General features: G+C 57.8%; 12 protein-coding genes. 6 read left to right on the top strand and 6 right to left on the bottom strand.

The window, feature by feature from the left end; all coding sequences use genetic code 11:
* On the top strand, positions 1–1,118 hold a 1,118-nt coding region (locus tag BN1800_RS14150; protein WP_086998453.1), incomplete at its 5' end, for an efflux transporter outer membrane subunit.
* Positions 1,119–1,777: 659 nt separating this feature from the next.
* On the opposite strand, the gene BN1800_RS14145 is transcribed toward BN1800_RS14150, so the two are convergent.
* From BN1800_RS14145 to BN1800_RS14130, 4 genes are all read right to left on the bottom strand, one after another.
* Positions 1,778–2,464 (bottom strand): LuxR C-terminal-related transcriptional regulator, encoded by a 687-nt coding sequence (locus BN1800_RS14145; protein ID WP_244564494.1) that lies wholly within the window; start codon positions 2,462–2,464, stop codon positions 1,778–1,780.
* A 461-nt stretch (positions 2,465–2,925) separates the two neighbouring features.
* Positions 2,926–3,633: a Crp/Fnr family transcriptional regulator gene (locus BN1800_RS14140; RefSeq protein WP_086998415.1), complete on the bottom strand. Its 708-nt coding sequence runs from the start codon at positions 3,631–3,633 to the stop codon at positions 2,926–2,928.
* Positions 3,634–3,880: 247 nt separating this feature from the next.
* Positions 3,881–5,137: a polysaccharide pyruvyl transferase family protein gene (locus tag BN1800_RS14135; RefSeq protein ID WP_086998412.1), complete on the bottom strand. Its 1,257-nt coding sequence runs from the start codon at positions 5,135–5,137 to the stop codon at positions 3,881–3,883.
* Positions 5,134–6,561 carry a hypothetical protein gene (locus BN1800_RS14130; RefSeq protein WP_063829599.1) on the bottom strand — a complete coding sequence of 476 codons (1,428 nt, stop codon included), beginning with the start codon at positions 6,559–6,561 and terminating at the stop codon, positions 5,134–5,136. The genes BN1800_RS14135 and BN1800_RS14130 overlap by 4 nt, the downstream gene beginning before the upstream one ends.
* A 143-nt stretch (positions 6,562–6,704) precedes the next feature.
* Here BN1800_RS14130 and BN1800_RS14125 point away from each other — a divergent pair, with 143 nt between their 5' ends.
* The 5 genes from BN1800_RS14125 (at position 6,705) to BN1800_RS14105 (ending at position 22,278) form a co-directional block, all read left to right on the top strand.
* Entirely contained in the window at positions 6,705–7,568 is an 864-nt protein-coding gene (locus tag BN1800_RS14125; RefSeq protein ID WP_244564493.1) for a glycoside hydrolase family 16 protein, read from the top strand.
* Positions 7,569–7,826: 258 nt separating this feature from the next.
* Positions 7,827–9,743 (top strand): non-ribosomal peptide synthetase, encoded by a 1,917-nt coding sequence (locus BN1800_RS14120; protein ID WP_086998405.1) that lies wholly within the window; start codon positions 7,827–7,829, stop codon positions 9,741–9,743.
* Positions 9,740–17,854, top strand: a complete 8,115-nt coding sequence (locus tag BN1800_RS14115) for a hybrid non-ribosomal peptide synthetase/type I polyketide synthase (RefSeq protein WP_086998402.1) — start codon at positions 9,740–9,742, stop codon at positions 17,852–17,854. The genes BN1800_RS14120 and BN1800_RS14115 overlap by 4 nt, the downstream gene beginning before the upstream one ends.
* Positions 17,851–20,631 carry a condensation domain-containing protein gene (locus BN1800_RS14110; protein ID WP_086998399.1) on the top strand — a complete coding sequence of 927 codons (2,781 nt, stop codon included), beginning with the start codon at positions 17,851–17,853 and terminating at the stop codon, positions 20,629–20,631. Before BN1800_RS14115 ends, BN1800_RS14110 begins: the two co-directional genes overlap by 4 nt.
* A gap of 48 nt (positions 20,632–20,679) precedes the next feature.
* On the top strand, positions 20,680–22,278 hold the full coding sequence (locus BN1800_RS14105) for a glucosamine inositolphosphorylceramide transferase family protein (RefSeq protein ID WP_086998397.1): 1,599 nt from the start codon (positions 20,680–20,682) through the stop codon (positions 22,276–22,278).
* On the opposite strand, the gene BN1800_RS14100 is transcribed toward BN1800_RS14105, so the two are convergent.
* Both BN1800_RS14100 and BN1800_RS14095 read right to left on the bottom strand, forming a co-directional pair.
* Entirely contained in the window at positions 22,199–22,990 is a 792-nt protein-coding gene (locus BN1800_RS14100) for a 4'-phosphopantetheinyl transferase family protein (protein WP_086998394.1), read from the bottom strand. The two genes, BN1800_RS14105 and BN1800_RS14100, sit on opposite strands and share 80 nt — an antisense overlap.
* The gene (locus BN1800_RS14095; RefSeq protein WP_037141945.1) at positions 22,980–24,161 is read right to left on the bottom strand and encodes a DegT/DnrJ/EryC1/StrS family aminotransferase; all 1,182 of its coding nucleotides are present in this window, start codon (positions 24,159–24,161) and stop codon (positions 22,980–22,982) included. Before BN1800_RS14095 ends, BN1800_RS14100 begins: the two co-directional genes overlap by 11 nt.
* Positions 24,162–24,306: the final 145 nt, after the last annotated feature.

The following is a 24,306-nucleotide window of genomic DNA, read 5'->3' as shown; positions in this document are numbered from 1 at the left end:
GCCAGATGGGCTCGGAGCGCACCCGGGTGGGCGCCACCAACACCACCGGCGGCGACGCCAACGTCTCCTGGCTGCTCGACCTCTTCGGCCAGTACCGCCGCTCCAAGGAAAGCGCGCTTGCCTCGCTCGATTCGGCCTATGCCAGCGCCGACGTCGCGCGGCTGGCCTTCCTGCAGGACCTCGTCTCGACCTATATCGACGCCCGCTTCTTCCAGGAGCGCATCGCGCTGTCGAAGGCCAACCTGCAATCGCGCCGGGAGACCTATGACCTCACCAAGTTCCAGCTGGAAGCCGGGGCAGCCTCCAGGCTCGACGTCGTCCAGGCCGAGGGCCTGGTGCAGTCGACGCAGGCCGAAATCCCTAATCTCGAAACCAACTTCCGCGTCTCGGCGCATCACATCGCCACGCTGCTCGGTCTGCCGGCGTCGGCGCTGATGGCCGAGCTGCAGAAGGGTGCTTCCCAGCCGATCTACCGTGCCGGCATCATCTCCGGCATTCCGGCCGACCTGATCCGCAACCGTCCCGACATCCGCGTGGCCGAGCGCAATCTGGCGGCGGCGACCGCCAATATCGGCGTCGCCCAATCGCAGCTTTATCCGTCGATCTCGCTCTCCGGCGCGATCTCGCCGACCTGGGTCAACCCGGCCGGCGGCAGCGGCGGCGGCCTGACCACCTGGTCGTTCGGCCCGACGCTCAGCCTGCCGATCTTCGACGGCGGCCGCCTGCGCGCCAATGTCGACATCGCCAAGTCGGACGCCAAAACCGCCTATCTCGCCTGGAAGGCGGCAGTGCTCAACGCCGTCGAAGAGGTGGAGAACGCACTGTCGGCGGTACGCCGCGACGCCCAGACGGTGGAAGCGCTGCGCGCCCAGGTCAAGACGACGCAGGAATCGCTGGAACTGTCGACGGCGAGCTACAAGGACGGCGCCTCCTCGCTGCTCGACGTGCTCGACGCCCAGCGCCAGGTGTCGCTCGCCCAGGCAAGTCTTGCCGCTTCGGTGCAGCAGATGGCCAAGGACTATGTCTCGCTCAACGTCGCCATCGGCGGCGGCTATGCCCCGGGCGGCAAGGTCAACGCCGTCTCCGCCGCTGTGGCAAAGGGACCCACAAAGAGCTGAGCGGCAGATAAAATCCCGCATGGCCAAGGAAAAAGGACCCGCCCTGCCTATCGGCGAGCCCTTCTCCCTTCATCGGAGGAGTAAAGAGACGGTCACGCAAGCGTGATACCGCTCCCGAGCATCAGACCACGGATTCCCGGTCTTGAACACTTCTCCAAATGGATGAGCCGCTCCTACACCCGATGGCCCGCTGAAACGCGCTTCCTGTGCCAGAATAAGACAGGTACTGGCGGCCGGCCCATAACCCAAAGGGATTAATTGATTTCGTGCAGTAGTATGGCATCCTTGCCTTGGGATCGGGGGCAGTACCGAGTAGAGCCAATTCCAAATGCGGCAGCTAATACTCGCGGACTAATGACCGCGACAAGCTCCTTGCGGAAGGGCTCGCTTCATTGCTGAAGCGAGCCCGGCTTTTTGTCTCACGAATATCGAGCTGTCTTCCGTCTTATCCAGAAAAACAGCGCCCCCCGACCTGGACGGCGCAGGGGACGCTCAGATATCTTCCTTCTCGACCATCAAGCGGCATCGGACCTCGGCTCCTTCGCAGGCAACCGCGCAATCCGCCTCTTACTAGGCGGTACACGCGACGGCCCTGCCCGCGAAAGCATACGCAGCGCCTTCACCTCAGCTTCAGGCAATTCAGCAACAGCCATTCACGACTAATGCATGAAATCCCTGATCTTGTAGGCAACCTCCGTACGGTTGGTGGCATTCAGCTTTTTCATGATGTTGCGGATGTGAACCTTTACCGTACTTTCGCAAAGCTTCATTTCATAGGCGATGATCTTGTTGGCCTTGCCGCGCAGCAAGGCTTCCGCTACGACCGCTTCACGTGGCGTGAAGAGTTCCTCAGCGCAGTTCATTCCGCTACTGACCGCGCTGATGACATGTCTCGCGGCAAGAATGCTGCTTGCAGGAATGAAGATTCCCCCGGCCTGAGCCAGGCCGATTGCTTCTGCAGCGACGCCAATACTAACAGTTGTGGGTATGTAGCCTCGGGCGCCGTATTCCAGCGCTTTGAGGATTTGCGAAAGTTCGTCGCTTTCCGCGCCCACGACGACCGGGCTGGATTTGAACTTCTCGGTCAATTTCGCGATCGTCTGGCCCACATCGACGTCCGTGATCTTCTTTCCGCCGATCATCAAGAGGATGACGGCGGGATCATGCTGGATATGCTGGTTCTGCCAGTCCTCCAGCGAATTGGCGGAAATGATGTTTAAGGTCGGTTGGTAATCGCGAAGGCTGCGTGACAGACACTCCCGGTCAAGCGCACGCGAATCGATCAGCAGCAGATATTCCGTATGCTCTTCCGTCGTAACGAAACTCGCCGACGACAAACTCCGCACGGGATCCCTCGCCTTCAAGGAAATGAGGCGGGTTGTCCTTGCGGCACTAGTATTTTCATTGGTTATTTGTTGCCCGTTCATAGCCGACTCCTACTCTCAACAAAATTGGCAGCCAAAACTAGAGACTCGTTTGAAATACATACGCTTTACTTGCGAATCATACAGTTAGATCAAACTATGTCTGCTGATCCAAAGTACAATTTCATTCATATGAAATTCAAACGCCCCAAATTTAAACTTGCATCTATTATAACTGTCGTCATTAACATATGTTAATCATTACTTATAAAAGATCAGATCTAAAACTTATTTCGTACTGCACGGCAACATGACCGCTAATCCTTCTAGTCATAATGAATTACGCGTATTGTGAATAATCCTCATATATATAGAATTATCCACAGGGATGCGTTGTCGGCTTTCTTTCGAAGAGCCCGACCGCCTGGAAGTATTTTGGGAGTTTACAGCCGACGCTCCCCCGGCGGCGCCAGGTAGCTTGGGTCGAAATCGACCAGTTCCTCAAGCTTCTTCCGGTCCAGGAATTCGACGACGCCGCTTTTGAATACAAGCAGGCCACTGAGCCGCATTTCCTTCAGGACGCGGTTAATATGGACGGTCGAAAGACCGACGGCATCACCGATTTCGGCCTGTGTCAGCGGACATTCAAACCCATCCACCGACTCATGCTGGAAGACATCTAGCCGGACAGCCAGTTCGAGAAGAAGATGCGCCGTACGGGCAAAAGCGTCCCGTCGGCCGATATTCGCCATCCTTTCGGTCAGCCGGGCCTGACGGCGCACCATCTCCATGAGCAGCGCGCGGTGAAGGTCGTTCGACGCGCTCTCGGGCTTTCGATCGCCAAGCGCCGGCAGTTCGTAGATGCGGATGTTGGAGAGCGCCTGCATCGTCTCGCGAGACAGTTCCGCCGAAGCAGTCCAGACGATATCGCCGGGAAGCGAAAAATCGGACACCATCCGTGTGCCATTTGGAAGCAGCTTCCAGGATATTATCCAGCCGCTGACTAGATAGAAGGTGCGGGTCCGGCGATGTCCAATGTCGAAGATCGTTTCGCCGGCTTGGTAGCCGCGGTACGCTCCTCCCGCAAATTCGCGACGCTTGAGATGACGATTTGCAGAACGCTCATATTCCGCGGTGGTCAGTGTTGCCATTCCCCAAACCCCGTAAGCGAACATCCGCTTCAACTGATCAAAAGTATAATCTTAAGGTTAGAATTGACACAATATCATGCGTCTTTTGCCGTGTCGCTTACTCCATTTTGCTTAAGTTGTTTGTGAATGGCGATGATATCGCGCGCTTCAGGACTACGGTCATACATTGAATCTCTCAGGGCATCATAAAACAACACTTCGCCGGCAATCGACAAGCAGACGAATATCGGGTCCTTCAAGGTGGGATTCAACGAGGGCCGACTGCAACGCCTCGCACGTCGTCCGGCATCGGACATCCGGAGGTCAGGTCTGGCCCCAGCGCAAATCGCAAACGTCGCATTCCCGTTTCCGCACAGTCCATCGTCAGATTATATCTTTCCTGATCAATGCCTTGGGCGAGCGCGGCCTTAAGAAGAGCGGAAGTTTCGCTCGCAGGCATATGCTCCGCATCCACGAAATAGGCTTCGCGCCCGACGGAGCGGAAAAAGCCTTCGACCTTTTTATCCCAGCTGAGTCCGACATGCGGAATGCGCAGGGAATAGGCGGCGATGCAGGCGTGGAGACGATGGGAAAGGATGACATCTGCGGCATTCAGCAGCCGCAGCAACTGCCCTACGTCCGTAGGCCGATCGGCAAGGTGGAGTACGCCTGAGGTAAGATGATGCACCATCGTGCCTTCGTTCACGATCGCCCTCGCGAAAATGTGATCTTCCGTGGCGCCGTTGCAGAATAGCATCACGCTGAATCCGTCGTCGATCAACGCATTTATCAGCTTGCGGTACCCGGCCGCATCTCCAAGCGGAATCGGACCTGCCTGGCTGGCATGCCGCTTGAGGACCACCGGTTCCGTGACGCAGATGGCGACCGTCTTTCTCGCGCTCGGTACGCGCGCAGTATCGGCCAGTTGGTGGATCAGGAGTCCAGGATCAGGGATGATGTCCGGAGCCGGCCCGGCTGGAAAGTGATGGCACCAGCTATCGTAAGCAAACCTATCCCGTACCGAGACATGCAGCAGCCGCACGCCGCCGATGCGGGCGAACAGCCGCCTGGCTGGCTCCGACCAATCGGCGCTTACGCCAACAGCATAAATCGCAAGCGGGCGGTCGAAGCGACGAACGCAATCCAGAACTGTTCCGATCTTTAAGGGGAAATTCAGGTCGTCGTCCTGGAAAATATTGCCGCCTCCGATGACGACGGCATCCGCCGCGGCAATCTTCCGTTCCCATTCCACACGTTGCCGCCGGAGCCTTCGCCGGACGACGAACCCGACAGCCAACCGCCGCGCAGGCTTTGGCAGCCTTTGAAGCAGCTTGAGCAGATGCCGGCGACGGCTGCTGCTTGTGCCGCCGAACCCTTGGCGGCCGGCGAGATCGACAGTCTCCACCTCGATGCCGCCGCCAGTTTGCAAAAGGCCATGCTCGATGCACAAAGCCAATATGCCATCGCCAAGGTTCTCGCTGTATTTGACGTTGAAGACGACGATCTTGAAGGGCGTCCTGCTCATGATTGCCGCTCCTGCGAGCTCATCGCATTGGAGACGGGCTCGCTTGCACTGAATGCGTGCGGCGAAGCGAGGGCTGTGGTGGCACCCGCGAGAACGTAGATCATCAGCCCGAGGTCATAGACCGTCCCGGATGTGGAAGCTTCGACCAGCACCGCCAGGATTCCCATTTTCGCGGCGCGCATTGCCGCATCACGTCCGTTCGAGTGCAGTTGCCTCGCAGGTGGGCTTGCTGACAGCACAGCCCATATGAATAGGCCGAATAACAAAATGCCGAGCACACCAACGTTGGAGAGCAGGACCAACACGAAACTGGAGGCACGCGCACTCCCCAGCCCGGCACCCAAACCGAATGTATCGAGGAAGGTCTTGTAAGCAACGGCATTCCACTCAGCGCGCTCGCGCCCTGACTGGCTGTCAGCTTTTGAGAACAGCATTTCATCAAAGAAGCTGCTGACACTCGCAGAGACCTCGGGCAACGTCGCAAAGACAAGAAGAACGACGAGCGGGGTCGCCGCGATTGAGACGGCAATGAAGAGCGCGGGGGGGTGGGGCCTGCCTGCAGGCGAAACGAAAAGCGACCTCAAAAACAGGACCGGAATGATAGCCGCAATGCCGACCAACCCCGTCGCCGATGTCGAGAAGATCAATGCGATGAGCAGAAGTATCGTGAGTCGACCGGTTGTCCGGGCACGAATGTTGTCGAGCCAGAGACTGGCCAACATGGCAAACAGGATCAGCGTGTAGCCCGCAAACGCTGATGCTTCCGGAAAAGTCCCGGAAATCCGCTTCAGCCCTCCTTTCTCGGCGGCGGTCAACAGAGCGTAGTTTGCTGTCCTGACGAAACTAAGCAGGTACTCTGTACGCGAGAAATAGGTGACGATATCAATCAGCGCGAAGATCAATATCACCCTCGCGGTGATCAACGCGGCTCTGATCAGGTCATCATGGGTACCTGTACACCTGAAGAACGCAAAAGTGCTGGCGAAGGCAACCAGGCCGCCTAAAGCATAAACAGGCTGCGTTATATTGCTCGCAGAAGCGCGAAGCGGCACGAGCGAGATTATGTTGCGCAGACCGACCGATCGCTCCACGACCATGGTTTCAGTCATTCCCTGAAAAAGCCGCGGAAAAAATACTGCCGTAAGCAGTCCGAAGACCGTCAGTACCAGCAGGATAAATCCGGCACGCTGCAGAGAAAACGCAGCAAAAATCTGCCCTTCGCCAAACGCCATGAATATTCGCATGGTGAAAAAGAGCAAAAAGAGATTTGGCACTAGGATCGACGCTCCCATGCTGAGCGTGAAGGCCGCGGCCGCGCCGAATGCCGTCGACAGCATCATCCATGTGAAAGAATATTTGACGGGGGCGAGCATCAAAATTACCCCCAGCAGAATAGTTACCAGCCCAAGGAATTCGACTCGCATCCACCGCACCTAGCTTCCTAAATAAGAAATCTATCATGCGCTAAAGCGGTTTGTATTTACGACCGTTCTAAGCCCTTTGCAGTACCGGTTAGGTCGAATTAGGCCCTTTCCCGGGAAAGTGCGCGTGGGATACCTTCCTCGGCATGAGAACGTTGACGCCCAAAACCTGTTTTGGTCTCGAGGCGGGCTGGACCCGGTCAACTGGTCGCCGCCTGAGCACCATGATTGCTGCAGCCCTCATATGGGCCGGCATTGCGCATGCCGAAGGCTGCACGCCGCCTGGCGATACCGGGGACAGTCTCGATACTGAGCAGATGAAGCTTAGCTTCGAAGACAACTTCGATGATCTCAATGTATCCGCTTGGGGCCCTGGGACCCGCTGGATCGCTCATACCCCATGGTCGGGCGATTTCGGTGGCGCTCGTTTTGCCAATCCCAAACTCGGTTTTCCATTTGTCGTCACTGACGGTGTGCTCCGCATCGAGGCGGCCCGTGACGCCCAGGGCGATTGGCGGTCGGGGCTTCTTGCTTCCGTCGACCCGAAAGGGGCAGGTTTTTCGCAATGTTATGGATATTTCGAGACGCGCGCACGGTTACCCATTGGGCCTCGTCTTTGGCCGGCTTTCTGGCTGATTGGCAAGGACAGGTCGAAATCGACCGCCGAGATCGATGTTCTTGAATTCTACGGGGACAAACCGGAAGGATACTCTTCGACCGTCCATGTCTGGCGCCGCGGTGGCGGGCATTACTCGGATTTCTCGCGCATCGAGGCGTTCCGCGACGCAAAACCCACCGATTTTCACACATACGGCGTAAAGATAGATTCCGAATTCATCCGCATGTATTTCGACAAGAAATTGGTCTGGAAAACCAAAACCCAGCCGGAGCACCGTCAGCCGATGTATATCCTTGTCAATCTCGCGCTGGCGGAGGACGCAGGCGACGCGAACATCCCGGAGCCTTCACACATGTTTGTGGATTACGTTCGGGCGTACAGCGCCAAGTGACGGCCGGCCCAAACGACAGGCGCAACTAACCCGTCAATCATCCGTTCTACCTCCACTGCCAATGAAGAAAAATTCAGGTCGCACAACGCGTTAGCGAACAAGCGCGCGCCGTCCGCCGCGCGTAACAGAGTATGCGGAAGCTGGCCTTCTAAGGCTTTCGTGCACTCATTGTCATCCCAATGATCAACTGGCGATTTTCCGCCGGCGTGAAATTCTGAGTGACGAATTGTCTCACTCAGGCAGCACGGAAGGGCCCCTATGACCGATCTCGCCTTTTGCGAACCGAACGAGCTTTCCACGGCGATGCACTATGACCGCGATCGCAGTCTACATGAAATTGTGCATCAGCAAGCCCAGATAGCTCCTCGTGCGACCGCGCTCGTTTTCGGCGACAGGTCAGTCACCTACGGTGAACTCGATAGGCTTTCAGATGGTCTGGCGGCGCGACTGGAGGGCTTTGGCGTCGGCAGGGGCGACGTTATCGGCCTCCTATTGCCGCGCAGCCTCGATACTATCATCTGCATGCTGGCAATCCTTAAAGCCGGCGGCGCCTATCTCCCTCTCGATCCGGCCTACCCACACGAGCATCTCGACTATGTCCTCGCTGAATGCGAGCCGAAAGTCGTCTTCGTCGATGCCGCATCTATCGAAAAGATCAGCTCTGCTTCAAGCGAACGGACAAATATCGTCGATGCCAACACCCTCCTGTTAGAGGTGGCAGTTGCGCCCACAGCGGCAAGGCCGATGGTCGAGATCGGGGGAGGAGACCTAGCCTACGTCATGTTTACTTCCGGCTCGACCGGGCGTCCAAAAGGTGTAGCTATCCCCCACAGAGGAATTTCCCGGATTGCTCTTGATCAGAACTACCACTCCCTCACACGTAGGGATGTCGTCCTTCACGCCTCAACCATTTCATTCGACGCGTCGACTTGGGAGATCTGGTGTGCGCTTCTGAATGGTTGCGCGCTTGTGATCATGCCGGATGTAAACTTCTCTGTTGCGGGCCTTTGCCAAGTCATTCGAAACTACGACGTCACCTCTATGCTCCTCACAACTGGCCTGTTTCATCTGTTCGCAGACTATTCCGATCGCGACTTGCCAAGCCTGCGTCATGTGTTTTTCGGCGGCGACGTGGCATCGGCAGCGCATGCGCGCCGTTTCCTTGACAGGCATCCGGGCTGCATCCTCACCAACGCATATGGTCCGACGGAAACGACGGTACTTGCGACGGCCTTTACCATTCCGCAGGGATTTTCGGCGCCCGAATTGCCAATCGGCATGGCGGTAGCCCATACCAGCATCCGCATCCTCGACGAAACGCTGCGTGAGCTTCCCGCCGGCATTGAAGGGCAGCTTGCAATTTCCGGCGACGGCCTCGCGGTTGGTTATTTCAACCGACCGGAGCTCACCGAAGAAAAATTCGTGATGGTCGAGACACGAGATGGACCGCAGCGTTGCTACTTAACTGGCGACCTCGCGATCATGGGCGTAGATGGCATGGTCGCCTTTAAGGGACGCCGGGACCGGCAGGTAAAGATCAATGGCAAACGTATCGAACTTGATGAGATCGAAGCCGCGCTGAGACGCGATTCCCGTCTGGCTGATGCAATCGTTGTCTGCCACACACAGAGCCAATCGCTAAAGCACGTGGTGGCCTATTTGCGCCCTTGCGAAACCAGCGCTGGCAAAGACCCGGATCTCGCCGGCGCAGTCATGGCAACGCTGCGCAGAACGCTGCCGGCGCACATGATCCCGAACTCAGCACTTGTGCTCGACAGTTTTCCGATGACACCGGGCGGCAAGGTTGACCGCTCAAAACTGAGCCTGCCGCCGGCTGAACCCGAGGGCTCAATCCGGGAGGCCCCCGAGAGCCAGGTGGAGGCAGTGCTGGTCAATCTCTGGCGGGAAGCACTGGGCAGGGAAGAAATCGCACTCAACAGGAATTTTTTTGATCTGGGAGGGACGTCACTTCAGCTCATGCGCGTCCATGGCGGTCTGGAGGCGCATCTGCGGCGGGGGGTAGACGTCGTCATGCTCTTCAAGCATCCGACCATTCGCGAGTTGGCACTCTTTCTGAACGGCAAGGCGTCAGATTCTCTCCGCTCCGCATCAGCCGCCCGGCGTGCCGCACTGCAGCGCAAGACGATGAGCCAATTCCGCAGGAGCAGTTCATGACGCAGGACCGGGATTTTGGCGGCACCGACGAGAACCACGACTCGGGCGGTATAGCAATCGTTGGCATGTCAGGTCGCTTCCCGGGCGCACCCACGATCGACGCCCTTTGGCAGCTCATCTGCGCGAAGCGCAATGCATTTTCGAAATTCACGCCAGATGAGATCGAAGATGCTTTTACGGATGAAGAGCGCTCCATGCCGAACTATGTGCCGGCACGACCAAATCTCGGCGATGTCGAAATGTTCGATGCCGAATTCTTCGGTATGTTTCCGCGGGAAGCGGCCCTCACCGATCCGCAGCACCGGGTCTTTCTCGAAATTTGCTGGGAAGCGTTGGAAAGTGCTGGATACGATCCCGAGCGTTTTGGAGGACCGATCGGTGTCTTCGCCGGCGCTTCCATGCCGACCTACCTCATCAATAATGTGCTGAGCGATCGCGCCAAGGCGGAGGAATTTGCCTCCAATTATCAGATTGGCTGCTTCCAGCAGATCGTCGGCGCGCTCAACGATGCCCTGGCGACGCGTGTCGCCTACAAGTTCAATTTGCGTGGCCCTGCCTTCACATTGCAGTCGGCCTGCTCGACCTCACTGCTCGCTGTTTCCCAGGCCTGCCAGAACCTGCAGACCTACAGCTGCGACATGGCGCTCGCCGGCGGTGTCTCCATCACGATTCCGCAGAAGCGCGGATACCTTTATCAGGAAGGCGGAATGGTGTCGCCAGATGGGGTCTGCCGACCCTTCGACGAGAACGCGGCCGGAACGGTCTTCGCCAGCGGTGCCGGGGTGGTGTTGCTTAAAAGGCTAGAAGACGCCCTACGCGATGGCGACCCCATTTATGCGGTCGTGCGCGGCTATGGCGTCAACAACGATGGCTCAGACAAAGTCGGGTTCACAGCGCCGAGCGTCGACGGGCAGGCCGACGTGATCTCGGCCGCTTTGGCAAATGCCGGCATCGCGCCATCGGCGATCGGCTATATCGAATGTCATGGTACCGCGACGCCTCTTGGCGATCCCATCGAGTTCGGTGGCTTGAAAGAGGCGTTTGCTGAGATCTGGGGGCAGAAGGGCAAATGCGCGCTCGGTTCGGTAAAGGGCAATGTCGGTCACTTGGACGCGGCCGCCGGCGTGTGCAGCCTCATCAAGACGGCCTTGGCTCTGAAGAACGCGAAAATTCCGGGCATGGCAAATTACACCCGCCCGAACCCGCGCATCGATCTCGACAACAGCCCCTTTTATATTCCCGCCGAAATGATGGATTGGCCGAAGCAGGAAGGGCCGCGGTATGCCGGTGTTAGTGGATTCGGTGTCGGCGGCACGAATGTTCATGTCATCCTCGAAGAGGCTCCCTCGCGGGAACGGGATATGGAAGGCGACGTGCGAGGGCCGCATATCCTGCCACTTTCCGCACGCAATCCGGCTGCCTTGTCGGCAATGCGCAGCAATCTCAAAAATCACCTGGTAAAGCATCCCGACGCGTCGCTCGCCGAGCTTGCCCATACGCTCCAGGCCGGACGGCGCCAGTTCAGCCACCGTATTGCCATTGCAGCGACGAATGCCGAGGAAGCGCAGGAGCGGCTCGTCGCCGACCGCTATCAATCCTCAGTGGCGAGCGAGACGCCACCACCGGTCGCATTCATGTTTCCGGGGCAAGGCGCGCAATATGTCGGCATGGGTACAGCCCTTTATAGCGACGAGCCGGACTTTGCGCGTTGGATCGATCGCGGAGCGGCGATGATGAAGATGACGCTCAACGCCGATCTTCGCGACTATATTTGCCACACCGGTGCCGTGACGCAGACCAGGGCCGAGGAGCAGCGCGAGACGCGCATCGCTCAGCCCTGCCTCTTTCTCGTCGAATATGCGCTGGCGCGGCTTTGGATGGGGCGGGGCGTCAAACCCGACGCTATGATCGGCCATAGCGTCGGGGAGTTCGTTGCAGCGGCGCTTGCCAACGTGATCTCGTTTGAAGATGGCTTGCGGTTGGTCGCCGCGCGTGGACATCTCATGCAAAAGCAACCGCAGGGTGCAATGGTTTCGGTTCGCGCCGACGCTGAAACGGTTGCACTTCATCTTCGTGATGGCGTCGAGATCGCTGCAATCAATGCCCCGAAATTGTGCGTGATATCCGGTCCGTTCGAGGGTGTCGAAGCGGTATGCGCCGCCCTGGCAAAGTCAGAAATCGCATTCAGCCGGCTGCACACATCCCACGCCTTTCACTCCGCCATGATGGATGATGCCGCCGAGGCCTTGCGTGACGAAATGGCAAGAGTGACCTACGGGACTGCGACCATACCCTACATTTCATGTGTGACGGGCGACTGGCAGACGAACGACCGCGGCACCTCGCCGGACTACTGGGCCCGGCATTGTCGGGAACCGGTTCATTTCTCTGAGGGATTGGCGACGCTGTGCCGCAGCCAGAGACCGGTCCTGATGGAAGTCGGCCCGGGCCGAACGCTTTCGGTCTTTGCCTCTCAGACCATCGCCAGGGAGGGGGTCGCCGCGATCGTGCAATCGCTGCCGGAACATGACCGCGCCTATGCTGCCGCCGAAAGCCTTGCGGAGGCACACGGCAAGCTTTGGATGGCCGGATGCAGGCTCGATTGGCCGGCCCTGCCTGCTGCGGCAAAGAGGCGGGTGGCATTGCCAACCTACCCGTTCCAACGCCAGCGTCATTGGATTGACGCCCCCCCATCCGCTCGCCGCGCTGCAAGCCAGCAGACCGTTTCAACGCCGCACGCAACGCCTGAAGCCACCGCATCATCAGAGACCAAAGAACAACCTGAGGACGAGTTGAAAACGATGAACGTTGTTCCTTCACTATCCAATCGCGCCCTTGCGCTCGAAACCTCGCTGCTTGCCATTCTCAGCGATATGTCCGGAGATCCGCTTGGCGCTGACGAAAGGTCTGCCACCTTCCTGGAGCTCGGCTTTGACTCCCTTTTGATCGGCCAATTCGCACAGAGGATCGAGAGGGAATATAGGATCAAACTGTCATTTCGCGAACTCCTGAGCAATATTCCGTCGGTTGCCGATCTGGCGCTTTACCTCGATAGGCAGATGCCGCCTGAAGCCGCCCCGCCCGTCGAAAGTTTGCAGGTCGAAATGGCGATCGCCGTTTCGCCGCCGGCGGCAGCACCCGCAGCGTCGGCCGTCCAGGCGCAACCAGCCGCGACCGCCGCCAACACAATGCCGTTGGCCGTCTCCGCACCTGCCGCCGGTTTAGAAGGCGTGATGCAATCGCAGCTTCAACTGGTTCAGGCACTGTTCTCCCAGCAATTTCAGCTGCTCCAGTCGGCTAAGAGCGATGCGGTCGCCGCTCAGCCACAAATGCAGCCGGTTGTCCCCGCCGCGCCGCCATCAATGCCGATGCAAGTTGCGCCCGTCACCATCCCAACTGTGACCTCCAAACCGTCGCAGGAGGGCGTTGACGATGCCGCCAATTCACGGCGCATGAAGCTCTATCGTCCCGGCTCAAAGAGCATGGTTCCGGAAATGTCGCCGGAAAAGAAAGCCTTTATTGCCGAATTAATCGACGCATACGCGGCCAAGAACGCGCAATCAAAGGCTTCGACCAACACCCATCGTCGCCGCCTTGCCGATCCGCGCACCGCGTCCGGATTCCGTCCTGAATGGAAGGAGATGGTATTCCCGCTGGTGTGTGATCGTTCGAAAGGCTCCCGCATCTGGGACATCGATGGCAATGAATACATCGATCTCGTCAATGGATTTGGACAAACCGCGTTTGGTCACGCTCCAGATATCGTCGTGCAGGCGGTCAAGGACCAAGCTGAGTTAGGCTTTGCCATCGGGCCACAAACGCCGCTGGCCGGTGAGGTCGCGCAAATGCTCTGCGCTGTCACGGGTCACGAGCGCGTCACTTTCTGCAATACCGGGTCCGAGGCGGTGATGGCCGCAATGAGGCTTGCACGTGCTGTAACCGGACGCGACCGCATCGTGGTCTTCTCCAATGATTATCATGGTCAATTTGACGAGGTCTTGGTTAAAGGGCGAAACCGGGCAGATAACCCCGTCGCGATTCCGATCGCCTCCGGAATCCCGTCGGCGTCCGTCGCCAACATGATCGTCTTGCGTTATGGCGCACCCGAAAGCCTCGAATTCATCCGTTCGAACGCCCAAGATATCGCAGCGGTTATCATCGAACCGGTCCAAAGCCGCCATCCTGAGCTGCGCCCAGTGGAATTCGTGAGGGAACTCCGCAGCATTGCAACGCAATCCGAATTTGCTCTCGTTTTTGACGAGGTGGTGACTGGCTTCCGCGTCGACCCCGGCGGCATGCAAGCGGTTTGGGGCATAAAGGGTGACATGGCAACCTATGGCAAGGTCATTGGGGGGGGCATGCCTGTCGGAATCCTGGCCGGGAACAGTCGTTTCATGGATGCGCTCGACGGAGGTTCTTGGAACTATGGCGACGACACGGTTCCTATGACTGCGCCGACATTTTTTGCGGGAACGTTTGTCCGTCACCCTGTCGTGCTTGCGGCCGTGCGTGCGGTCTTGGAGCATATTCAGGGTGTCGGGGCCGACCTCTATGACCGCGTCGCCGAACGTACCCAGGCGCTCGTCGCGGAAATGAATGCTGATCTGGCTAAGCGCGACATTGCCAATGTCATCCATGGCTACAAAAGTTGGTTCATCACAGATTTTGCGGGAGACGACCCTCTCGGAGCGCTTGTCTATCCGCTTATGCGCTTGAACGGGATCCACATCCAGGAGGGATATCCCTGCTTCCTGACGACCGCACATAGCGAGGAAGATTTCCAGGCTATCGCCGAAACATTTCGCAAGAGCCTCGATGCCCTGCAGGCGGTGGGAATTCTGGCTCCAGCCGCGACGACACCCGGCGCCATGCACGCCGCCGCTACCTCTGCGGCCATTGACGTCATCGTTCGACCAGCCTCCACGCCGCTTACCGAAGCACAAACGGAAATCTGGCTGGCCGCGCAGGCCGGCGACGAAGCATCCTGTTCGTTCAACGAGTCATTCTCGCTGACGCTTGAAGGCGACTTTGAGGAAAGTGCCTTCCGCCAGGCGCTTCAAACCATTACCGGACGCCATGACGCGCTGCACATCCGTTTTGACCGCGTCGGCGACCGCTTCGAGTTCGTTGCCGATTTTGTTCTCGAGGCCCCGCTTGTCGACTTCTCGCACGAGCCCGACGGCGAAGCCAGGTTACAGGAAATTATAGATGACGAGGCACGCACGCCGTTTGACCTCGTCAACGGGCCTTTGGTACGCGCCTGCATCGTGCGGTTGTCGGCCGACAAGCACGTATTCGTGTTCACCGGTCATCATATCATCTGTGACGGGTGGTCGCTGAATGTCTTTGTCGACGAACTGGCAGCGGCCTACGGGGCGATCTTGCGTGGGGAGACACCACACTTGGAGCCTGCCCTTTCCTTTGCGACCTACGCAACGGATCTTGCTCCAAAGCCGGAGACCTCGGGAGAAACCGAACAGTTCTGGCTCGATCAGTTCAGGGATATTCCGGATCTGCCGGAGATGCCACTCGACCGCACGCGGCCAGAACACCGCACCTTTGCTGGCGGCACCTGCACCGGTTACATCGACGGTGAGGTCTATAAGGCCCTGAAAAAGGCCGGTGCCAAGTCCGGTGCGACGTTGTTCTCGACCTTGCTTGCGACCTTGCAGGTGATGATCTCGCGGCTTTCAGGCCAGCAGGACATCGTCATTGCTATTCCGTCGGCGGGACAGAGCCTGATCGGCGACAGGATCCTTGTCGGCCACTGCGTCAATCTCCTTCCCCTGCGCCAAAGCGTATCACCGGGCGAATCCTTCCTTACACATCTGAAAGCAACGCAGCAGCTTGTCTTTCAGGCTTTTGAGCATCAGGCCTACACTTACGGAACGCTCGTTCGCAAGCTTGGCGTGAAACGGGATTCGCGCCGTCTGCCCCTGACCGAGATACAGTTCAATCTGGAGCGCTTTGCCGGCGGCGGTGCCTTCGGCGACTTGAACGCAAAAATGGCGCCGAACCCCAAGGCATATTCTAACTTCGACATGTTTTTCAACATGAGCGAAGGAAAAGATACCATTCGAATCGATGTTGACTACAATGCCGACGTCTTCGATCGCTCCACGATCGAGCGCTGGATTGGTCATTTTTCGACAATCGCAGCAGCGCTGGCCCGGGACATGGCCACCGAAATCTCCAAACTGCCAATGTTGTCCGGCGAGGAAAGAGGTTGGCTGATCGACCGCCTGAACAACACGGCCGTCGAGTACGAGCGCGACCAAACGGTGTTCTCGCTGTTCTCCCGCAAGGCGGCCGAGCAACCGAACGCTATTGCTGTCGAGTATGCTGGCAACGCCATCACCTATGGCGAACTCGAAGCCAAATCGAGCCAGCTTGCCCTTTACATCCAAATGACGATCCCCGAACCCGGCCAGCGTGTTGCGCTTCTCGTCGAGCGATCGTTGGGGATGATCGTTGCGCTTTTGGCGATCATGAAAGCCGGCCATGCTTACGTCCCGATGGATCCTTCTCATCCCGAGCAGCGTCTGCGCCAGACGATCGAAGTAGCACGCATCGGCGGCATGATTTGCGACAGTGATGCTACGGCGAGACTCGCAATGGCGGGTGTGCCTGTCATTCGCATCGATAAGGACGCAAAAGCGATCAACGCGGCGACGGAGGCCGTTCTAAAAAACTCGCCTTCTGACCCGGCGGCGCCCGCCTACGTCATCTTTACCTCGGGCTCTACCGGCGCGCCGAAAGGCGTCGAGGTTTCCCACGGCGCCTTGACCAACTTCCTTGTCTCCATGGCAAAGGAGCCAGGCTTCTCGGCCAACGACACCATCGTTGCCGTAACGACAATCGCGTTCGATATCGCCGGTCTTGAATTGTACCTGCCGCTGGTGACCGGCGGCAAGGTAGTCATCGCAGATCGGCAACAGGTGCAAGATGGTTTTGCTCTGGTTGATCTCATCGACAGAAGCGGCGCTACTGCACTGCAGGCAACGCCGACCCTGTGGCAGATGCTCGTGGAGGCGGGGATCAAGCAACGGCCGGGGCTCAAGATGCTCTGCGGCGGCGAGCCCCTGCCAAAAGAACTTGCCAGGTCGCTGCTCGGCGTCGGTGGCGAGTTGTGGAACATGTATGGCCCAACCGAAACGACAATATGGTCCTCAGTGCAACGCATCGCCGACGCTGACGCGCCTATCACGATCGGCCATCCGATTGCCAACACGCAGCTATATATCCTTGACGAGAGCGAGGACGTTGTTCCCATTGGTGTCACCGGCGAATTGTGCATCGGCGGAGACGGTCTGGCTTCTGGTTACTTCGATCGGCTGGACCTAACAGAAAAAGCGTTCGTCCCGGTTTCTTTCAATGGCGGTCAACCTAAGCGCCTTTACAAGACCGGCGACGTCGGCCGACGGCTAGCCGACGGCTCACTGCAATTGCACGGACGTCGTGACCAGCAGATCAAACTGCGTGGTTTCCGAATTGAACTTGGTGACATAGAGGCTGTGGTCTCGAAAGCTCCCGGCGTCCGCCAATGCGCGGTCGTCGCCGCGGAAAACAAAAAAGGTGACCAGACCCTCGTATGCTATGTCGCTCCGGAAGCGAGCGGCACAGAGCTAGTCTCTGCCGAACTTGCCGCTCATGCAAAGGCGAGCCTTCCCGGCTACATGATTCCAAGCTTTTGGGTTACCGAGAACGAGCTACCTCAAACGCCAAATGGTAAACTCGACCGCAAGAGCCTTCAGCAGCGCGGCGTGCCTCAGCGCGAGGCTCAGGTCATCAGAATAAAGCCGCGAACGGATATGGAAGAGAAGCTGCTGGCGATCTGGCAGGAGGTAATGAACGTCTCGGAGATGAGTGTCGATGACAACCTCTACGCTCTCGGCGCAGACTCCCTCATGATCTTTCGCATCGCTGCGCGCATGCTCGATGCCGGTCTTCTACTCGAAGCGAAACACCTGCTTCGCCACCCCTCTATCGCGGAACTGGCAGCATTTGCGGAAACGCAAAGCGAGTTGGATCAGAGCGCCGCGCAGTATCGTGTGCCATCACTAAAGGACTTTCGCAAAGGCGCGCGCCGCGGACTTGAGAGGGCGTTATGAGTACGGTTGAAAGCACCCCCGCGAAGTCGGAAGAAGAACTGGAAATTGTTGGTGAATTCCCGTGCACGCAAACACAATTGCGTTGCTGGATCCTTAATCAGCTGAATCCCGGAAATCCGGCGCTCAACGTTGCGGTTCGATGGGAGATTCGCGGCACCTTCAAGGCGTCTACCATCGAAGCGGCTTTCCGTAAGGTCATCCAACGCCACGAGGTCTTGCGCACGCGCTTCATTGAAAGAGATGGGCAGCCTTTTCAACAGGCCGTGGAAAAGACTGATTTCAAGATGGTGGTGATCGATCTGAGAAATATGCCGCCTGAGCAGCGCGAGAAAAGGATCTCGTCCATTGGCGAAGAGACGGCCAGGGCCCCGTTTGATCTCAGCAGGCCGGGCCTCTTTCATGTTACGCTGTTGATGGCGGAGAATGATCGCGGGTTTTTGCTCATAACGGCGCACCAAAGCTGCTTTGATGGGTGGTCGATCCGGGTGCTCGGCAGAGAGGTTGGGGAGATCGCAGCCGCGATTGATCACGCTCGAACACCGGCCCTGCCGGACATTGAGCTGCAGTATGGCGACTACGCCTTGTGGCAGGAGGAATATCTTAGCAGCTATGGTTTCGAGACGGAAAAAGCCTTCTGGCGGGAGCGGCTGACGGGAGCGCCATATTTCGAAGTTCCTCCCGATCGGCCCCGCGGCGCCGTCAAAACGAGCCATGGCGACATAATCTCAATCCTTTTGCCGCTTTCGTTCGGCGATCGTATGGATGCCGCTGCGCGCAAAAATCGCGTGTCTCTTTATAGCTACGGCGCAGCGATCATGAGCGCCATGCTGCATCGTCTGACGAATGCTCCGACGGTCTTGTTCGGCTCACAGGTTGCTGGCCGCGAGGATACCGATCTCGAAAATCTGATCGGTGTCTTTATCAACAATCTTGTGTTCAGGTATGACTTTACCAACGATGTCTCGTTCGCCGAACACTTCCGCTCTGCCAACGAAACGCTGGAAGCCGTCCTCAATCACCAGCGCATGCCGTTCAACAAACTGGTTGAACTCGTCAATCCGATCCGCGATCCGTCACGCAATCCACTGATATCGATCAACTTCAACCTGCAGAAAGCCTTTCTCGAGGACCACCGCTATGGCGACTTCGAGTTGATCAGCGCTCCGTCGCAATCGCCGGGCGTGCTTTACGATCTGAGCTTCATGATGATCGGACGGCCCAGCGGTTGGCGCATGAACATCGAGTACAATACCGATCTATTCCACAAGAGCACGATAGAGGCCCTTCTTAAGCTTTGGCAGGAAACGTACGAAATCGCGCTGAGCAATCCCGACGCATTGCTTTCCTCTCTCGTGGTGCCGGATTGTAGGCCTGTGACATCGAAGCCGCGCGATGCGCATGCGGCGCAATTGGAGAAAATACTCCGCACCCATCCGTCCGTGGGCGATGTCGCTGTCGTAACGGAACCACACCCCGCACGTCGTGTAGCGTTTGTGGCCCCGGTTCCAACCTTGAGCGAGCCGATCGACCGTCTGCCTGCCGTGCTGATGCAATATCTCGCGACACAATTGCCTCCTGACGCGATGCCGAGCGGTATCAGCATCCTCCTCAGTTTGCCGAGGACAAGCGGCGGCACGATAGACCGTGCAAGCCTTCATCTGCGCGACCCGCTACCGACCGCACCGGCACCCCAACCGATGCCTGCAGAACGCCGCGTCCGAAAGCCCGATACCGACAAAATAGAGACTCTGGCTAGCCTCTGGAGTAAAATTCTTGGTGTCCAGTCCGTTAGACCCGAGGACGATTTCTTTGCCCTCGGCGGTCATTCGTTACTCGCTCTACGGCTTCTGTCGTCCATACGCGAGAGATTTGACGTAAAGCCCACTCTGGAACTGCTTTTCAAGGAGCCGACCCTCGAAAAATTCGCGGCCGCAATTTTCGAAACCTCTGAAGCTCCGACGACAGCTGAAGCAACGCCTAATCCGTGGGAGTTGATCACCTGTAAACGCGGCTCTGGTCGCTCGGCGGTCTACACGTTCAACCATCCGTTCCTCTTCTATCGTCTGGCGAACGAGTTGCTGGATACTGTCTCCGTCCACAACATCAATATGTTCAACGCGAAGCTTGACAGCGAGCTTGCGCAGATGTCGCTCGAACAGATTGCCAAGCTGGCCATCGACGCTATGCAAATTCCGCCGGACCCTGGTTCGGTTGCGATCGTCGGGCTATGCGTCAATGGAATCCTTGCAATGGAAATCACTCGGCAGTTGCGTGAAGCAGGCGTTGAAGTCGGCTTTACTGTCATCATCGATGCCTGGGCACCCGGCTACTTCCGTTCCCAGCCAAAGATACGTCAGAAGCGCTGGAATGCGGAGCGGCGCATCAAGCGGACGATTTACTTCACGCGAAAGTTGCTTTCTGGCCGCATACCATTCATCGAATATCTGAAGGAATTCAACTTAACGCTTGCGCTGTTGCAAAAGCTCGGCGTCAGCGGCGGTCAATATTCTCCCGAAGAGCAGGCCAATGCCGAAGTCACCGAGCTCCTCGTGCGCGCAAGCCGCAGCTATCGGCCTGCAAAGAGCAAGGATCCATCGGTAATTTTGCTGCGCAGCCAGGCCAATCATCCCCGAGCGCGCAAGCTGCTTTTCGGTTGGGGCGATGCGGTGGCGAAAGACACCGCCGTCCTCGATCTCAAGGGATGGCACGAGGATTCGCTGAGCAACGACGGCATTCGCGAACTTGCCGCGATCGTATCCAGGAAGCTCGACGGCTAGACGCGAAGTGCCGCCGACCCCAGCGAACTCAAATATGGAAACACGAGCATGAACACCGTTAGACCTCTCAGGATTGGCGTTCTCGTTGCTCGGAAGGAGGGGTTCGAGAACTGGGAGCTTATGATCTTCGATCGGATCATGGCAGATCCGCGCTTTTCCCTCATTACCTTCATTGTCCACCCGAATCCCTTTGGACATTTGAAAGCGTCGCGGCTCTTCGAGCTGGAATCGCATCTGGAGCGACGGCTTCTTGCTCGACAGCGCCGCTACACTCCCCAAACTTTTGATGCCAATCGGCAACGCTTCGACGATCTGCGGGTATTAGGAACGTACGCTGCCGCCGACATCGACGTGCCCCGCCAGCTCGTCAACGAGCGTGAGCTTGACCTGGTTATCCGACTGACGCCTGCGAGCCTTCCCAGCGATGCAATCCGGGACTTGCCGTTTGGGGAGTGGGCTTTCAATTTCTGCGATCAGAGATCGCGGAAAGCAGACTGGTTCAGCTATCGTGATGTGATTTCCAAGTCTGCGGCGACAGAACTGTTGCTCTATGCAAAGCAGGACGACGCTCGTGTGACGTCGATTGCTTCGCCGTCCTTCAACATCAAATTCAGTGCCGCCCGCAACGCCGCTTTCCTCAAGGAACGCGCCGTAACCCTTCTTATGCGCGAATTGGGTCGGCTTGCCGATAGCCGCGAATTGAAGGCTGAGCCGTCGAGGCGCAATGACGTTGTAAAGCCTCCATCGTCCGTTGATATGGTCCGCTATGCGGGTGGCTTGTCGAGCCATTTCCTGGCGCGGGCAATCAAGGCGCTGAGAGCGAGAATGCATTCCGGCTCTGCGATCTGGACGCTTTATACTGGCAGAGGGCGCATTGACGATTTCGACCCACGGGAATCGGTGGAAATACCGCCGACAAAGAGCGACATCAAAGCGGATCCGTTCCTGTTTCAGTACGGCAACGAGTGCTATTTGTTCTACGAGGCCTATGCCGATGGGGATCGTAAGGCTCACATCGCCGTTGGCCGATTCCGCGGAGACAAGATCGAACCGGTAGGCATCGCGCTCAGTTGCGATCATCATCTCTCCTATCCCTTTGTGTTCCGCGACGGGAACAGTATCTTCATGATGCCCGAAACTCACCAGTCGCGGCGAATAGAGATCTGGCGGTGTGTTGAATTCCCCCTGAAATGGGAACTCTATTCGACGGCGTTCGAGGGGCGCTCGGCCGCCGATAGCGTGCTCACGCGTCATAAGGGCAAATGGTGGCTATTTACGAACCTCTCCGATTTCCACGCCTATGAAGACCATTGCAGTGAACTCTACCTCTTCGAGGTCGACGGTCCGGAGCTCAAGCGTATCATCTCGCACAAACACAATCCGGTCGTCATCGGGAGCACGGTCGCGCGAAACGGCGGCCGGATCCTCGAAAGAAATGGCCAGCTCTACCGCCCCTCGCAGTGCAACGCTCACGGCATCTACGGATATGGCCTGAATATCATGGAGATTGAGGAACTGAGCCTGACCGCCTACCGTGAGCGTTGTATCCGTACAATTACGCCGGATTTCAAGAAGGGCTTGCGGGGCTGTCATCACTTCGATGCAGCAGGGGAGCGTTATGTCGTTGACGCGCGACTAAGCCTGTGAGTAAGTCATTCTCCTCCGTTCGATAGCGCAGACGGACAGAGTTTCCGACTGTCAAAGCGGCTACCGTACCGACGAGGCCCGATGGTGTATCGACGTCGAATAGGCTCCAGTTGATAGGCGCATCCGCATCACCATCCAGGCGCTCCAACTGCGGCGCAGTGATCGCGATATCGAATGCGTCAAGCGGCAGCGACAATCCGACGCCGAGGGCCTTCAGGAACGCTTCCTTCCGTGTCCAAAGGCAGTAAAAGCCTTGAAGATATGCCTCTGGGGCCAGCATCTTCAGGGTCATGTATTCCTTCGGCGAAAAAAAGTGACCGGCAATGTCCTCTTTCAGAGGCTTTATCGTCTCTATGTCTATGCCGACATGGTAGTGGTCCGATACGGCAAGCATCGCCGTCGTCTCGGTGTGGCTAAGATTGAAGTGAAGTTGCCGCCTGTTTGATCCAGCGATCTGCGGTTTGCCAAAGGCGTTGTAGGTCAGACCTAAACGACGTGGAGCAACGGCGAGGTAGCGTGCGAGGATCCGTCGCAGCCCCGCTCTCCCCGCAATAAATCGGTGACAATCGCGGGCTTGCACAAAGCGCGAGGCACGGGCGATCTCTTCACTTGACAACATCGCGGCTAAATCGGGATCGACGGCGTCGAGGCTCCACGTCCAGATGTCTATGATCCCAGGGCCGGTTGCGTCCCGATCCCGATCATGTGGCATAGGACAGCTCATCGGTGGCAGAGGAGCGCTGCCGAACCATACGCCGGGCAAGATAAGTCACGAGCGCCAGAGGATAATTCTCGCCGAGACTGATGCGGCACGTTCTCTTGAGAATGTCGAGCGACTGCGCGCACATATCAGGCGTGTACTCGATCTTCCTATCACTCCAGTTGAATGGGTTCATGGCTGGATGGCCGCTCCGCTGTTGCAGAATTGGCTGCCAATTCGTGTAGACGTGACGGCTGGAATCGTAGAGCCGATACACACCGCGCTTGTTCTCGGCCGCAAAGGCACCCGCCGCTTCTGCCGTTTCGAAGATGACGTGCAGCCCTGCGGCGTTCGTCGGGTCATTATGTGGTCCGACGCGCATCATATTGCTTTTGGCAAGGATCTCCGTCATCGCGTCGTAGCGTTTGCGCATGCGGGAAATCATCGGGTCGAGCTTTTTCAACTGCACATTCAGCATGGCGCCCTGGATCTGATTTGCCTTGAAATTGATGCCGAGGATGGGCGGCTCGTTGGCGTTGTCGAGATGACCGCGGAACAACGATCCGATATCATGATACATGCGTGCACGCGCAAAGAGACGCGGGTCGTCGGTCACGAGCGCGCCGCCTTCGCCAATGTTGATGTTCTTGAACTGATTGAAGCTGTATGCGCCGACGTCACCGATCGTGCCGGCACGCCGGCCCTTATAGGTGAGACCGACGGCCTGGCACGCGTCCTCGATGACGATTAGCCTATGTTCCCGTGCAATCCGCATGATGCTGTCCATGTCGCAGACCATGTTTGCCATGTGAACGGGAATGATCGCGCGCGTGTTGGGTGTAATTTTGCGAACGATGTCAGTCGGATCCATCGTCAATGTTTGATCGATCTCGACAAGGATCGGAACTGCGCCGGCAGCCAGTGGAGCGGCTGCGGTCGCAATCCAGGTATAAGCGGGCACAAGCACCTCATCGCCCGGACCGATTCCAGCAGCCACCAGCGCCGCCACCAGCGCCGCAGTGCCGCTGCTCATCGTCAGTCCGTGCTGTACGTTGAATTTGGCGCAGAAGTCCGCCTCAAAACGCAATAGAGGCCCGCCCGTGTCGTCGCCGTAGCGAGCCAATTTACCTGATGCAAGTACCGGCGCGATTGCTAGCCATTCCCGCAGACCCACTGGAGCCATATCCCGTCTCCCCAACCAAATCGACAAGCACTCGAAACGCCAACAGTCCTCAAAGGCCTCATGTGCGTCCCCGCCGACCTATCGAAGAATCTATTCGCAAGACCTGGCGATTTCAGCATGGCCTTCCGGTCAACGATGGCTTGTA

The sequence above is a fragment of the Rhizobium sullae genome (assembly GCF_900169785.1).
GTDB lineage: Bacteria > Pseudomonadota > Alphaproteobacteria > Rhizobiales > Rhizobiaceae > Rhizobium > Rhizobium sullae.
This window is presented reverse-complemented; position numbering and strand designations above follow the sequence as displayed.

Bases quoted from the DNA above. Each gene is read 5' to 3' on its own strand.
- BN1800_RS14095 (WP_037141945.1), bottom strand. From the start codon at position 24,161: ATGGCTCCAGTGGGTCTGCGGGAATGGCTAGCAATCGCGCCGGTACTT.
- BN1800_RS14125 (WP_244564493.1), top strand. From the start codon at position 6,705: ATGAGAACGTTGACGCCCAAAACCTGTTTTGGTCTCGAGGCGGGCTGG.
- BN1800_RS14100 (WP_086998394.1), bottom strand. From the start codon at position 22,990: ATGCCACATGATCGGGATCGGGACGCAACCGGCCCTGGGATCATAGAC.
- BN1800_RS14130 (WP_063829599.1), bottom strand. From the start codon at position 6,561: ATGCGAGTCGAATTCCTTGGGCTGGTAACTATTCTGCTGGGGGTAATT.
- BN1800_RS14105 (WP_086998397.1), top strand. From the start codon at position 20,680: ATGAACACCGTTAGACCTCTCAGGATTGGCGTTCTCGTTGCTCGGAAG.
- BN1800_RS14110 (WP_086998399.1), top strand. From the start codon at position 17,851: ATGAGTACGGTTGAAAGCACCCCCGCGAAGTCGGAAGAAGAACTGGAA.
- BN1800_RS14115 (WP_086998402.1), top strand. From the start codon at position 9,740: ATGACGCAGGACCGGGATTTTGGCGGCACCGACGAGAACCACGACTCG.
- BN1800_RS14140 (WP_086998415.1), bottom strand. From the start codon at position 3,633: ATGGCAACACTGACCACCGCGGAATATGAGCGTTCTGCAAATCGTCAT.
- BN1800_RS14120 (WP_086998405.1), top strand. From the start codon at position 7,827: ATGACCGATCTCGCCTTTTGCGAACCGAACGAGCTTTCCACGGCGATG.
- BN1800_RS14135 (WP_086998412.1), bottom strand. From the start codon at position 5,137: ATGAGCAGGACGCCCTTCAAGATCGTCGTCTTCAACGTCAAATACAGC.